Annotated in this window: 10 protein-coding genes and 1 pseudogene; 7 read left to right on the top strand and 4 right to left on the bottom strand. The window is 61.9% G+C overall.

Features of this window, described 5'->3' with window-relative positions:
• Positions 1 to 98: 98 nt before the first annotated feature.
• Together K3F44_RS25135 and K3F44_RS25130 are read right to left on the bottom strand one after the other, a co-directional pair.
• Positions 99 to 863 (bottom strand): methyl-accepting chemotaxis protein, encoded by a 765-nt coding sequence (locus tag K3F44_RS25135; RefSeq protein WP_371411621.1) that lies wholly within the window; start codon positions 861 to 863, stop codon positions 99 to 101.
• Positions 864 to 956: 93 nt separating this feature from the next.
• Positions 957 to 1,973 (bottom strand): annotated as a pseudogene (locus tag K3F44_RS25130) (cache domain-containing protein); the annotation flags it as partial.
• Positions 1,974 to 2,139: 166 nt separating this feature from the next.
• Here K3F44_RS25130 and K3F44_RS14725 point away from each other — a divergent pair.
• On the top strand, positions 2,140 to 3,615 hold the full coding sequence (locus tag K3F44_RS14725; RefSeq protein WP_220632491.1) for a helicase HerA-like domain-containing protein: 1,476 nt from the start codon (positions 2,140 to 2,142) through the stop codon (positions 3,613 to 3,615).
• A 70-nt stretch (positions 3,616 to 3,685) separates the two neighbouring features.
• Here K3F44_RS14725 and K3F44_RS14720 read toward each other — a convergent pair whose 3' ends face one another.
• Both K3F44_RS14720 and K3F44_RS14715 read right to left on the bottom strand, forming a co-directional pair.
• On the bottom strand, positions 3,686 to 5,158 hold the full coding sequence (locus K3F44_RS14720) for an inorganic phosphate transporter (RefSeq protein ID WP_101321946.1): 1,473 nt from the start codon (positions 5,156 to 5,158) through the stop codon (positions 3,686 to 3,688).
• A gap of 299 nt (positions 5,159 to 5,457) precedes the next feature.
• On the bottom strand, positions 5,458 to 5,658 hold the full coding sequence (locus K3F44_RS14715) for a hypothetical protein (protein WP_101321945.1): 201 nt from the start codon (positions 5,656 to 5,658) through the stop codon (positions 5,458 to 5,460).
• A gap of 553 nt (positions 5,659 to 6,211) precedes the next feature.
• Between K3F44_RS14715 and pcaR the strand changes: the two genes are divergently transcribed.
• The 6 genes from pcaR (at position 6,212) to K3F44_RS14685 (ending at position 13,216) form a co-directional block, all read left to right on the top strand.
• Positions 6,212 to 7,081: a pca regulon transcriptional regulator PcaR gene (gene pcaR, locus K3F44_RS14710; protein WP_101321944.1), complete on the top strand. Its 870-nt coding sequence runs from the start codon at positions 6,212 to 6,214 to the stop codon at positions 7,079 to 7,081.
• 286 nt (positions 7,082 to 7,367) lie between these two features.
• Complete coding sequence (locus K3F44_RS14705) at positions 7,368 to 8,714, top strand: MFS transporter (RefSeq protein WP_101321943.1); 1,347 nt, start codon at positions 7,368 to 7,370, stop codon at positions 8,712 to 8,714.
• 177 nt (positions 8,715 to 8,891) lie between these two features.
• A complete protein-coding gene (locus tag K3F44_RS14700; protein WP_101321942.1) occupies positions 8,892 to 9,752 on the top strand; it encodes a CoA transferase subunit A in 861 nt (286 codons plus the stop codon).
• Positions 9,749 to 10,528 carry a CoA-transferase subunit beta gene (locus tag K3F44_RS14695; protein WP_101321941.1) on the top strand — a complete coding sequence of 260 codons (780 nt, stop codon included), beginning with the start codon at positions 9,749 to 9,751 and terminating at the stop codon, positions 10,526 to 10,528. The genes K3F44_RS14700 and K3F44_RS14695 overlap by 4 nt, the downstream gene beginning before the upstream one ends.
• Entirely contained in the window at positions 10,525 to 11,730 is a 1,206-nt protein-coding gene (pcaF, locus tag K3F44_RS14690; RefSeq protein ID WP_181107725.1) for a 3-oxoadipyl-CoA thiolase, read from the top strand. Before K3F44_RS14695 ends, pcaF begins: the two co-directional genes overlap by 4 nt.
• Positions 11,731 to 11,926: 196 nt before the next feature.
• Entirely contained in the window at positions 11,927 to 13,216 is a 1,290-nt protein-coding gene (locus tag K3F44_RS14685; RefSeq protein WP_101321939.1) for an MFS family transporter, read from the top strand.
• The last annotated feature ends 7 nt before the right edge of the window (positions 13,217 to 13,223 follow it).

Raw genomic sequence — 13,223 nt, 5'->3', positions numbered from 1 at the left:
GTTGGCCCGGGCGCGCATCGGCATTATTGCCGGCAAGCCCGTGGCCAAGGCCCCGCCGCCAGTATCGAAATGGCTGCGGGGAGGGTTGCACCCGGAGTTCAGATGCGGAAGCTGCCCACCAACTGTTTCAAGCGGCTGGCTTGCTGCTCCAGATCCGAGCAGGCGCGCAGAGTAGCCTGCAGGTTTTCCACACCTTCTTGGTTAAGCATGTTGATTTCGCTGATGTCCATGTTGATCGAATCGACCACCGCCGTCTGCTCCTCGGTTGCCGTGGCCACCGACTGGTTCATGCCGTCGATTTCGCCGATGCGCACAGTCACGCTTTCCAGGCGCTCCCCGGCCTGGTTGGCAATCTGCACACTGTCCTGGCTGTGACGCTGGCTCTGGCCCATGGTCTCGACCGACTCCCGGGCGCCGACCTGCAGCTCCTCGATCATGCCCTGAACTTGCTGCGCCGACTCCTGGGTGCGGTGGGCGAGGTTGCGCACCTCATCGGCGACGACGGCAAAGCCGCGGCCGGCTTCGCCCGCGCGGGCAGCCTCGATGGCGGCGTTGAGCGCGAGCAGGTTGGTCTGCTGCGAAATGCTGGTGATCACTTCGAGGATCTGGCCGATGTTGACGGTCTTGCTGTTCAGCGTTTCGATCTGCGCGCTGGAGCCAACGATCAACTCCGACAGGCGGTTCATCGCGGCAATGTTGCGGTCGACCACCTGCTGACCTTCTTCGGCAAGATGCCGCGCCGAGGTCGCGTGCTGCGAGGCCTGGGCAGCATTGCCGGCGATTTCCTGGGCGGCAGCGCCCAGCTCGTTGATGGCGGCGGCAACGCTGTTGGTGCGGTTGGACTGCTCGTCGGAGTTGGTCATCGACGAGTTGGAGGCGCTGATCACTCGCAATGCCACTTCGTTGACCTGTTCCGTCGCCGAGGACACCTCGCGGATCGAGCTGTGAATACGTTCTACAAAGCGGTTAAAGGCGCTGCCGAGTACGCCGAATTCATCCTGGCTGTGAATGGTCAGGCGCTTGGTCAGGTCACCTTCGCCCTGGGCAATGTCTTCCATGGCGCGGGTCATGGTGTGCAGTGGCTGCAGCAGCACCCGAATCAGCAGGCCGAGCAGGGCAATGATGATCACAACCGCGACGACCGTGGCGATCACCGCCGAGGTGCGGAAGGTGCTGAGCATGGCGAAGGCTTTGTCTTTGTCGACCGACAAGCCGATGTACCAGTTGGCCGCAGGCAGGCCTTTGATTGGGGTGAAGGTGACCAGGCGGTCCTTGCCGTCAGCGCTGACTTCGGTCAGTTCAGCGGAAAGCCGTGGTGTGTTCTGCGGGAACAGATCCGACAGCGGCTTCATGACCAGGTCTTTGTCCGGATGAACCAGAATCTTGCCTTGGTCGTTGACCAGGAAGGCGTAACCCATGCCGCCGAAGTTCAGCGAGTTGATGATCTCGACCAGGCCGTCGAGCGCCAGGTCGCCGCCAACCACGCCGACGCTGGTCGAAACCTTGCTGATGATGCCGATGACCATCTTCTCGGTGGCCATGTCGATGTACGGCTCGGTCAGGATCGCTCCGTTAGCAGCCATGCCATCCTTGTACCAGGGCCGCACACGCGGATCGTACCCAGCCGGCATCGGCGAGTCGGGGCGCACGCTGAAACCGCCATCGACCTTGCCCACATAGACTGTGAGGAAGCTTGAGATCAGGGCATTCTGGCCGAGCAAGGTCTCTGCGTCGGCGGGCGCCTGGGCGATGTTCTGCGCCAGGTTTTCTACCAGCTTGATCCGGCCATCGAATAGATTGCGCACGTTGGTCGAGGTCGATGCGCCCATCTCTGTCAGATAGTTTTCCAGATCCTGGCGAATCGCATTACGCTGCAGGTAATCGTTGTAAAGGGTGAACAAGCTGAACGCGAGTATCACGATAAGCGATGCGGCAATAAGGATCTTGTGGCTGAAACGAAGGCTTTTGTTCATGGCGTGATCGGTTCCGCTAAGGTGATATCGGGTCGTTCGCACAAAGCGCTGAAAACAGTGCAACTAGTCCCGCAAGTCACTTTTGGGATGTTCCTGTCTTTAAGGCAATTATCACCAAGACATATCGGCCGTTATTCGGCAAAGCTTGAGGAGAGGATGAAACAACATGTCAGATTCTTCGCAAATCGTTGTAGGGGCGGGAGCTGACGGCCAGCCTGTCAGCCAGGCCATGCGCCTGGCCAACCGCCACGGTCTGGTGGCCGGTGCCACCGGCACAGGCAAGACCGTAACCCTGCAGCGCCTGGCAGAAGTCTTCAGTGACGCGGGCGTGGCCGTATTCGCTGCCGACGTGAAGGGTGACCTGTGCGGCCTCGGTGCCGCCGCGACGCCGCAGGGCAAGGTTGCCGAACGCATTGCCGGGATGCCATGGCTGGGGCACAGCCCGAAGGCGTATCCGGTGACCCTGTGGGATATTGCCGGCAAGTCTGGCCATCCGTTGCGTACCACGCTCAGTGAAATGGGCCCCCTGCTGCTGGGCAACCTGCTGGAGCTGACCGACAGCCAACAGGCTGCCTTGTACGCAGCGTTCAAGGTGGCAGATCGGGATGGTTTGCTGTTGCTCGATCTGAAAGACCTCAAAGCCCTGCTCAATCACCTCAAGGACAATCCGCAGGTGCTTGGTGACGACAGTGCGCTGATGACCAGCAGCTCTACCCAGGCGTTGTTACGGCGCCTGGCGACCCTTGAGCAGCAGGGCGCCGAGGCATTGTTCGGCGAGCCGGCCTTGCAGCTTGAAGACCTGCTGCAGCCGACGGCTGATGGCCGTGGGCGCATTCATCTACTTGACGCCAGCCGCTTGGTGCATGAAGCGCCCAAGGTCTACGCGACCTTCCTGCTGTGGCTGCTGGCTGAGCTGTTCGAGCAGTTGCCCGAGCGCGGGGATGCGGAAAAACCACTGCTGGCGCTGTTCTTCGACGAGGCGCACTTGCTGTTCAATGGCACACCCAAGGCGCTGCAGGATCGCTTGGAGCAGGTGGTGAGGCTGATTCGCTCGAAGGGCGTTGGGGTGTACTTTGTCACCCAGTCGCCCGCGGACCTGCCTGATGCAGTGCTGGCCCAGCTCGGCTTGCGTATTCAGCATGGCCTGCGAGCATTCACCGCCAAGGAGCAGAAGTCGTTGAAGGCGGTTGCCGATGGCTTTCGAGCGAATCCCGCTTTTTCCACCCTTGGCGTGCTCACCGAGTTGGGCATAGGCGAGGCGCTGGTCGGCGCCTTGGAGGACAAGGGCACGCCGGCGATGGTCCAGCGCGTGCTGGTCGCCCCACCACAGTCGCGGATCGGGCCGTTGAGCAGTGCCGAGCGCGATGCATTGCTCGCAGCCTCCAGCCTGCGGGGCCGTTACGACCAGCCGATTGACCGTGAGTCTGCCTATGAAATGCTCACCCAGCGTAAAGGTGAACCGGCCGAGCCGGTGCCGCAGGCCAAGCCTGAGCAGGACAGCTTCGCCGATAAGGCAGGGGAGTTTTTGCAAGGTGCGGCGGGGCAGGCGATCAAGTCGGCAGTGCGTCAGGCGGCCAACCAACTAGGCCGGCAGCTGATGCGTGGGCTGATGGGCTCGTTGCTGGGCAACAAGCGGCGTTGATCCTCGCTTGCGGTCGGCAACAACGAAAAAGGCGCCCGCAGGCGCCTTTTTCAGATCATCACAATGTGCTTCAGCTGATCGCCTTGGTGGCCAGCCAGAACAGCCCGGCAGCCAGACCGACCGTTGCCGGCAGGGTCAGTACCCACGCCAGCAGGATGGTCTTGACGGTGCCGCCTTGCAGGCCGCTCTTGTTGGCGACCATGGTCCCGGCTACGCCCGAAGACAATACATGGGTGGTCGATACCGGCAGGCTGAACACGTTGGCCATGCCGATCGCACAGGCCGCGGTGATCTGCGCCGACATGCCTTGGGCATAGGTCATGCCCTGCTTGCCGATCTTCTCGCCGACAGTCAGTACCACGCGTTTCCAGCCGACCATGGTGCCCAGGCCCAAGGCCAGCGCAACCGCGACGATCACCCAGAACGGTGCATATTCAGTGGTGGCGGTGAGGTCTTTGCGCAGTTTTTCCAGGTCGGACTTCTCACGCGGCTCAAGGCCCGGCAGCTTGCCGACCTTTTTCGCGGTGTCGTCCAGGCACAGCAGGTAGCGGCGCACTTCGACGCGCTGCTCGGCGCCCAGCGCGCGGTAGTCGGTCACGCCTTGCAGCGACGATTGCAGCGCGGCAATGGTCGGTTCGGTTTGCTGCGGGTTGCAGCTGAACTTCTCCGGCAGATCGCCCGCCTGGGCTTTGCCCAGCGCCAGGAACTCGCCCAGCATCGCTTCATTGCGCTGGTAGAACTGGCTCAGGTGCAGGGTTGCATCCCGGGTGCGTTCGATCTGGTAGGTGGTGCTGTTCAGGTCGAGTACGAACTTGTCCGGGACGATGCCGATCAGCACCAGCATGATCAGGCCGATACCTTTCTGGCCGTCGTTGGAGCCGTGCACAAAGCTCACGCCCATGGCCGAGATCACCAGTACCAGGCGGTTCCAGAACGGTGGATGCTTCTTGTCGTCGAGCTTGCGGCGCTGCTCCGGTGTCTTGTGCATCTTCGACAGCGGGCGCCACCACTTCAGCCCCAGCAGAACCAGCGCCGCCACGGCAAAGCCGGCCAGTGGCGAGAGTACCAGCGACATACCGATGTCGATTGCCTTCTGCCAGTTGACGCCATCACCCAGCGGGATGTCGCTGATCAGCGCGTTGGCCAGGCCGACACCGAGGATCGAGCCGATCAGGGTGTGCGAACTCGAGGCCGGGATACCGAAGTACCAGGTGCCCAGGTTCCAGGCGATGGCCGCGGCCAGCAACGAGAAGACCATGGCCAGGCCGTGACCGGTGTTCACATTGATCAGCAGTTCCACCGGCAACAGGTGGACGATGGCATAGGCCACGCCAACGCCGCCAAGCAGCACGCCGAGGAAGTTGAACACGCCAGAGAAGAACACGGCGAGGTGCGGGGGCATGGCTTTGGTATAGATGACAGTAGCTACCGCGTTGGCGGTGTCATGAAAGCCATTGATGAACTCGAATGCGAGTACAAAGGTGAGCGCGAGCACCAGGCTCACTACTACCCAGGCATCCAATCCGCTGAATAAATCGATCATGAAGGTTTTCTGGCGGTCGTAGGGGGGCCGGATTATGCCAGAAAACCATGGCAGCCGATGCACCCCCGGCAGACCGATGGCAGCAAAAAAAGCCCGGTACGGTTACCAGTGCGCTGCACAAGGAGCGATATTTTTTGGTGTAAATTCCGCCAATTGCCCTAAACGCCGGCGAATTCACGCAAAGCGCGTACCGTCACACTCATTCAAACGTCTGTATGAAATTTGTGTAATTCCATTTCATGGGCAGTTAGGACGCTGCCTTGGCGCTACTCGACACAGTCAATGCCTTGCCTGAATGCTCAGGCCTCGTCGCCGCGCAGGTCCTTTTCCATCTTTTCCAGTTCCTGGGCGAATACCTGGTCCTGGACAGTCGCGCGTTTGCGCCATGGTTTGCGCTCGGGTTCGGATTGAGCGGCGTAGGTGGTGACTTCACCACCGTACACATCCTTGAAGCGTTCGGCCTGGCGCTCGAGCTCGGCGCGCAGTTCATCTTTCGTCACAGTAAATACCTGACTAGTTAGAGTAAAGACTCCGGCTTCGACATGCAGTATCGGGCATGCGGCCACGCAACCAGAGCGAGTGTGCTGTCGCAGCGACAGGGTTCAAGCAAGCAAGGGCATCAGAGCATGCGATGTTAGGATCAAGGCTATATAGGGAGGCGGGGAGCCGGCTATCGCCGATCTGGCATGCTCGAGCAGTGATTCAAATGATTCAATTGTAGCAACCGGCTGAAGTTTGATCATCGGTCTTCACTGATAGTGAAGCAAGACTTTGACGATGAGCAAGTAGCAGGTGATTTCATCATTTGTACTGCAAGAACTTGGAGTGGAGATAAACGATTAAGTTCGTATTGCAGCACAGAAGGAATAATAAACGGCCCCGCGTCAGCGAGGCCGTGCCTGGGGACTTCTACGGTGGGTACCTGACCAGTCTCTCCAAAGAAGCCACATGTGGCAGGGGAAAGGTATAAGCAAAAGTGTCAGCGGTCAATTGCGATTATCGGCCGTTCGTTCGATAATCGCACGAAGCGCCCATTATTTTTCGAGGTCAGCCATGAGCGACGAAAGCTTGCCCACCGTTTCCCCGATGCCCGAGCGCACTGGCTCTGCAGCGATGGCGCCGCCCATCGTTGCCTCACCGGCCAAACGCATTCAGGCCTTCACCGGTGATCCGGACTTCATGACCTCACTGGCGCGCGGCCTGGCGGTGATTCAGGCGTTCCAGGAGCGCAAGCGGCACCTGACCATCGCGCAGATCAGCCACCGTACCGAGATCCCCCGTGCAGCGGTGCGGCGCTGCCTGCACACGCTGATGAAGCTGGGTTACGCCACCACCAATGGGCGGACCTATTCCTTGCTGCCCAAGGTGCTCACGCTTGGCCATGCCTATTTGTCTTCGACGCCGCTGGCGATGTCGGCCCAGCCTTATCTGGACCGCATCAGCGACCAACTGCACGAAGCCGCCAACATGGCCACCCTCGAAGGCGATGACATCCTCTATATTGCCCGCTCGGCCACGGTCGAGCGGTTGATCTCGGTCGACCTCTCGGTGGGTGGCCGGCTGCCCGCCTATTGCACCTCGATGGGGCGGATTCTGCTGGCCGCGCTGGACGACGCCAGCCTGCACGAATACTTCGATCGCGCCGATCTCAAGGCCCGTACCAGCCGCACGTTGCATGACAAGGAGTCGCTGCTCGCCTGCATCCAGCAGGTTCGCGCGCAGGGCTGGTGTGTGGTTGATCAGGAGCTGGAGCAGGGCCTGCGTTCGATTGCCGTGCCTATCTACGATGCCTCGGGGCAGGTACTCGCGGCGCTCAACGTCAGTACGCATGTCGGCCGGGTCACCCGCAGCGAGCTTGAGCAGCGGTTCTTGCCGATCCTGCTCGCCTCGAGTCGGGATCTGTGCACCCAACTGTTTGGCTGAGCCGCGAGAGCTGCGCAATCTACTGTTCGATAAACGCCCATACTTGCGGCCAACGAATTGCGCAGCCATCGCGTGCTGATTAATGTTTCTCGCAACGGTCGGCTGTGCCGACCGAACAAGAACAACATGCGAGGCAACACCATGATCACTGTCTTTTCTGAGCTGCGGGCGTACCCGCATCCAGTGTCGTTGTATCCAGGCTGACGCCAGGCCGTAACCGTCTTTTCGCAACCCGCGGCAACAGTGCGCCAGGGTTTTGCTTGCGCCGATTTTCTGGATAACAACAATGAACAAACCGCAAACCAACGTCGGCAGCTGCCTCGACGTTCAGTCCTTTATCAATCAGCAGCCGCTGTCGCGCTATCAATGGCGGGTGGTGATCCTGTGCTTCCTGATTGTCTTCCTCGATGGCCTTGATACTGCCGCCATGGGCTTTATCGCTCCGGCGCTGTCACAAGAGTGGGGTATCGACCGGGCCAGCCTCGGGCCGGTCATGAGCGCCGCGCTGATCGGCATGGTATTCGGCGCGCTGGGCTCAGGCCCGTTGGCTGACCGCTTCGGCCGCAAGGGTGTGCTGGTCGCTGCCGTTTTGGTGTTCGGCGGCTTCAGCCTGGCTTCGGCCTACGCGACCAATGTCGACCAGTTGCTGATCCTGCGCTTTCTGACCGGCATTGGCCTCGGCGCTGGCATGCCCAACGCGACCACTCTGCTGTCTGAATACACCCCGGAACGGCTCAAGTCGCTGCTGGTGACCAGCATGTTCTGCGGTTTCAACCTGGGCATGGCCGGGGGCGGCTTCATGTCGGCGAAACTGATCCCGGCCTATGGCTGGCACAGCCTGCTGGTTGTTGGCGGCGTGCTGCCGCTGATTCTGGCAGTGGTGTTGCTGTTCTGGCTGCCGGAGTCGGCGCGTTTTCTGGTTGTGCGCAACCGCAGTATCGACAAGATCCGCAAGACCCTGGCGCCGATTGCGCCGGCAATCGTGGCCAAGGCTGCCAGCTTCAGTGTGCCGGAACAGAAAGTGGTCGCCGCGCGCAGCGTGTTTGCGGTGATCTTCTCCGGCACCTATGGGGTGGGCACCATGCTGTTGTGGATGACCTACTTCATGGGTCTGGTCATCGTCTACCTGCTGACCAGCTGGCTGCCGACGCTGATGCGCGACAGTGGCGCGAGCTTGGAGCAGGCGGCGTTCATCGGCGCGCTGTTCCAGTTTGGCGGTGTGCTCAGTGCGGTCGGTGTCGGTTGGGCGATGGACCGTTACAACCCGCACAAGGTCATCGGCGTGTTCTACCTGCTGGCCGGGGTGTTTGCCTACGCGGTTGGCCAGAGCCTGGGCAACATCACCATTCTGGCAACGCTGGTGCTGGTCGCGGGTATGTGTGTCAACGGCGCGCAATCGGCCATGCCGTCCCTCGCCGCGCGCTTCTATCCGACCCAGGCGCGGGCTACCGGGGTATCGTGGATGCTCGGCATCGGCCGCTTCGGGGCGATTCTCGGGGCATGGAGCGGGGCGACCTTGCTCGGCTTGGGCTGGAACTTCGAGCAGGTGCTGACTGCGCTGCTGGTGCCTGCGGCGCTGGCCACGGTCGCTGTGATCATCAAAGGCTTGGTAAGCCACGCCGACGCAACCTGATGTAGCTTGGGCAACGACCGCAGGCCGCTCGTACAGCGGCTTTGCGGCATTGAATAGCAATGGATAGCACAACAACAAAATGTTCGATAATCGAACGAGTAATCGATTATCGGATTGTGCGACGTGTCCTGCTTGCTTAATCTGAGCTCAACGCAGCATCCTGACCAGGAGTCTCCAATGGCAGCAATCCTCTCGCTTCACGAGGCCGTGAAGCAGTTCATCCAGGACGGCGACACCGTCGCTCTCGAAGGCTTCACCCACCTGATCCCGACCGCCGCGGGCCACGAGATCATTCGCCAGGGCAAACGTGACCTGACCCTGGTGCGGATGACCCCGGACCTGATCTACGATCAGTTGATCGGCGCCGGTTGCGCCAGCAAGCTGATCTTCTCCTGGGGCGGTAACCCAGGTGTCGGTTCGCTGCACCGCCTGCGTGACGCCGTGGAAAAACAATGGCCGCACGCGATCGAGATCGAAGAGCACAGCCACGCCGACCTGGCCAACGCCTACGTCGCCGGCGCTTCGGGCCTGCCCTTTGCTGTACTGCGTGCTTATGCCGGTTCCGACCTGCCCAAGGTCAACCCGCTGATCCAGAGCGTTACCTGCCCGTTCACCGGCGAAGTCCTGGCAGCGGTGCCTTCGGTGCGCCCTGACGTGACCGTGATTCACGCGCAGAAGGCCGACCGCAAGGGCAACGTCCTGCTGTGGGGTATCCTCGGCGTACAGAAAGAAGCAGCCCTCGCCGCCAAGCGTTGCATCGTCACCGTCGAAGAAATCGTCGACGACCTGCAGGCGCCGATGAACGCCTGCGTGCTGCCGACCTGGGCGCTGTCTGCCGTGTGCCTGGTGCCAGGTGGCGCGCATCCGTCCTACGCCCACGGTTACTACGAGCGCGACAACCGCTTCTACCAGGCCTGGGACCCGATCGCCCGTGACCGCGCGACATTTACCGCCTGGATCGACCAATACATCCGCGGCACCGCCGACTTCAGCGAATTCAAGGCCAAGCTGGCCAGCACCACGGAGGCCGCACAATGAGCTACTCCACTTCCGAAATGATGACCGTCGCCGCCGCCCGCCGGCTGCGCAATGGCGCGGTGTGCTTCGTCGGTATCGGCCTGCCGTCCAAGGCCGCCAACCTGGCGCGCCTGACCTCGTCGCCTGACGTGGTGCTGATCTACGAATCTGGCCCGATTGGCGCCAAGCCAACCGTACTGCCGCTGTCGATTGGTGATGGCGAGCTGGCCGAAACGGCCGACACCGTGGTGCCGACTGGCGAGATCTTCCGCTACTGGCTGCAGGGCGGGCGCATTGACGTGGGCTTCCTTGGCGCTGCTCAGGTCGACCGCTTCGGCAACATCAACACCACCGTCGTCGGTGACTACCACGCCCCGCGCACGCGCTTGCCAGGTGCCGGCGGCGCACCGGAAATCGCCGGTTCCGCCAAACAGGTGCTGATCATCCTCAAGCAGTCGCCGCGTGCATTCGTCGACAAGCTCGACTTCATCACCTCGGTCGGCCACGGTGAAGGCGGCGACTCGCGCAAGCGTCTCGGTCTGCCCGGTGAAGGCCCAGTCGGGATCATCACCGACCTGTGCATCATGGAGCCGGAAGCTGGCAGTAACGAATTCGTGGTCACCTCGATTCACCCAGGCGTGACCCGCGAGCAGATCATCGCCGCCACCGGCTGGGCCATTCGTTTTGCCGACGACGCGCAGACTACCGCTGCGCCGACCGAGCTGGAACTGACCGCGCTGCGTGATCTGGAAGAGCGCACCGCTGCCGCCCACGGCCAGAAGCCAGGAGAAGCGTGATGCGTGAAGTATTCATCTGCGACGCCATCCGCACCCCCATCGGCCGCTTCGGCGGCGCCCTGGCCAGCGTGCGTGCCGACGACCTCGCGGCAGTGCCGCTCAAGGCGCTGATCGAGCGCAACCCGTCGGTGCAATGGGATCAGGTCGACGAGGTGTTCTTCGGCTGCGCCAACCAGGCCGGTGAAGACAACCGCAACGTTGCGCGCATGGCGCTGCTGCTGGCCGGCTTGCCGGCGAGCATTCCCGGGGTAACCTTGAACCGCCTGTGCGCGTCGGGCATGGACGCCATCGGCACTGCCTTCCGCGCCATCGCCAGCGGCGAAATGGAGCTGGCGATTGCCGGCGGCGTCGAGTCGATGTCGCGTGCGCCGTTCGTCATGGGCAAGGCCGAGAGCGGTTACTCGCGCAACATGAAGCTGGAAGACACCACCATCGGCTGGCGCTTCGTCAATCCACTGATGAAGAGCCAGTACGGCGTCGATTCGATGCCCGAGACCGCCGACAACGTTGCCGACGATTATCAGGTATCGCGTGCCGATCAGGACGCCTTCGCCGTGCGCAGCCAGCAGAAGGCCGGTGCCGCGCAGGCGGCGGGTTTCTTCGCTGAAGAGATCGTGCCGGTGCGCATCGCCCACAAGAAGGGCGAGACCGTGGTCGAGCAGGATGAACACCTGCGCCCCGACACCACCCTTGAAGCGCTGACCCGGCTGAAACCGGTCAACGGCCCGGACAAGACCGTCACCGCCGGCAACGCCTCGGGCGTCAACGACGGTGCTGCGGCGCTGATTCTGGCCTCGGCCGAAGCGGTCAAGAAGCACGGCCTGACCCCACGCGCGCGCGTACTCGGCATGGCCAGCGCTGGCGTTGCCCCGCGGGTAATGGGCATCGGCCCGGTGCCTGCGGTACGCAAGCTGACCGAGCGCTTGGGCATCGCCGTGGCAGATTTTGATGTCATCGAGCTGAACGAAGCCTTTGCCAGCCAGGGCCTGGCGGTCCTGCGTGAGCTGGGTGTGGCGGATGACGCGCCGCAGGTCAACCCGAACGGTGGTGCTATCGCCCTTGGCCACCCACTGGGCATGAGCGGCGCACGCCTGGTGCTGACAGCGCTGCATCAGCTGGAAAAAACCGGCGGGCGCAAAGGCCTGGCGACCATGTGTGTAGGCGTCGGCCAAGGCCTGGCGTTGGCTATCGAGCGGGTCTGAGCAAGCGCAACATGCAGCCTGGCCGTTTTGTGCCAGCGTGCCAGCAGTGCTCAGGTCCACGCAACCTGAGCACTGCTGGTCTGGGTTCGCAACGCGGCCAGACTGCCTTTCAACCCCGACCAAAGCCGGGCTGGCGGAACATGAGTGTTACTAAGTATGTCTAGATTCAACGGTAACCCTCAGGAGTAATCCCACCATGACCTCAATTCATTACACCGGTGAAGAGCGCAGCAAGCGCATTTTTGCCATTGTCGGTGCATCATCAGGCAACCTGGTGGAGTGGTTCGACTTCTACGTCTACGCCTTCTGCGCAATCTATTTTGCGCCAGCCTTCTTCCCCTCCGATGACCCCACGGTGCAGCTGCTGAACACGGCCGGGGTATTCGCTGCGGGCTTCTTGATGCGGCCAATCGGTGGTTGGATCTTCGGTCGGCTGGCCGACCGCAAAGGCCGCAAGCATTCATTGATGATCTCTGTGCTGATGATGTGCTTCGGCTCGTTGATCATTGCCTGCCTGCCTACCTACGCCAGTATCGGCGCCTGGGCGCCGGCGCTGCTGTTGCTGGCGCGCTTGATCCAGGGCCTGTCGGTAGGCGGTGAATACGGCACTACGGCTACCTACATGAGCGAAGTGGCATTGCGCGGCCAGCGCGGCTTCTTTGCCTCGTTCCAGTACGTGACCCTGATCGGCGGCCAGTTGCTGGCAGTGCTGGTGGTGGTAATCCTGCAGCAGTTGCTCAGCGAAGATGAGCTGCGTGCCTGGGGCTGGCGCATCCCGTTCGTGGTCGGTGCCGTTGCGGCGTTGATCTCGCTCATGCTGCGCCGCTCGCTGCACGAAACCAGCACTGCCGAGGCGCGTCAGGACAAGGATGCAGGTAGCGTCAAAGGCCTGTTCCGCAACCACGCTGCGGCGTTCATCACCGTGCTCGGTTACACCGCCGGTGGCTCGCTGATCTTCTACACCTTCACCACTTACATGCAAAAGTACCTGGTCAACACCGCGGGGATGAACGCCAAGAGCGCAAGCTTCGTCATGACCGGGGCGCTGTTCCTGTTCATGATCCTGCAGCCGGTGTTCGGCATGCTCTCCGACCGGATCGGCCGGCGCAACTCGATGCTGCTGTTCGGCGCCCTGGGCACCGTGTTCACCGTGCCGCTGTTGATGGCGCTGAAAACCGTCACCAGCCCGTTCATGGCCTTCGTGCTGATTACCCTGGCGTTGTGTATCGTCAGCTTCTACACCTCCATCAGTGGCCTGGTGAAGGCCGAGATGTTCCCGCCGCAGGTACGCGCCCTTGGCGTCGGCCTGGCGTATGCGGTGGCCAACGCGCTGTTTGGCGGTTCGGCCGAGTACGTTGCCCTGGGCTTGAAGACTCTGGGCATGGAAAACACCTTCTACTGGTACGTCACGGCAATGATGGCGATTGCCTTCCTGTTCAGCCTGCGCCTGCCCAAGCAAGCGGCGTACCTGCACCACGATGACTAAGGATCGA

This window comes from Pseudomonas sp. S07E 245 (assembly GCF_019599025.1).
GTDB classification, from domain to species: domain Bacteria; phylum Pseudomonadota; class Gammaproteobacteria; order Pseudomonadales; family Pseudomonadaceae; genus Aquipseudomonas; species Aquipseudomonas shirazensis.
Note: the sequence above shows the minus strand (reverse complement) of the source record. Positions and strands in the feature narration are given on the sequence as shown.

Coding starts and splice junctions, on each gene's coding strand:
- K3F44_RS25135 (WP_371411621.1), bottom strand. CDS start 863: ATGACCAACTCCGACGAGCAGTCCAACCGCACCAACAGCGTTGCCGCC.
- K3F44_RS14725 (WP_220632491.1), top strand. CDS start 2,140: ATGTCAGATTCTTCGCAAATCGTTGTAGGGGCGGGAGCTGACGGCCAG.
- K3F44_RS14720 (WP_101321946.1), bottom strand. CDS start 5,158: ATGATCGATTTATTCAGCGGATTGGATGCCTGGGTAGTAGTGAGCCTG.
- pcaR (WP_101321944.1), top strand. CDS start 6,212: ATGAGCGACGAAAGCTTGCCCACCGTTTCCCCGATGCCCGAGCGCACT.
- K3F44_RS14705 (WP_101321943.1), top strand. CDS start 7,368: ATGAACAAACCGCAAACCAACGTCGGCAGCTGCCTCGACGTTCAGTCC.
- K3F44_RS14700 (WP_101321942.1), top strand. CDS start 8,892: ATGGCAGCAATCCTCTCGCTTCACGAGGCCGTGAAGCAGTTCATCCAG.
- K3F44_RS14695 (WP_101321941.1), top strand. CDS start 9,749: ATGAGCTACTCCACTTCCGAAATGATGACCGTCGCCGCCGCCCGCCGG.
- K3F44_RS14685 (WP_101321939.1), top strand. CDS start 11,927: ATGACCTCAATTCATTACACCGGTGAAGAGCGCAGCAAGCGCATTTTT.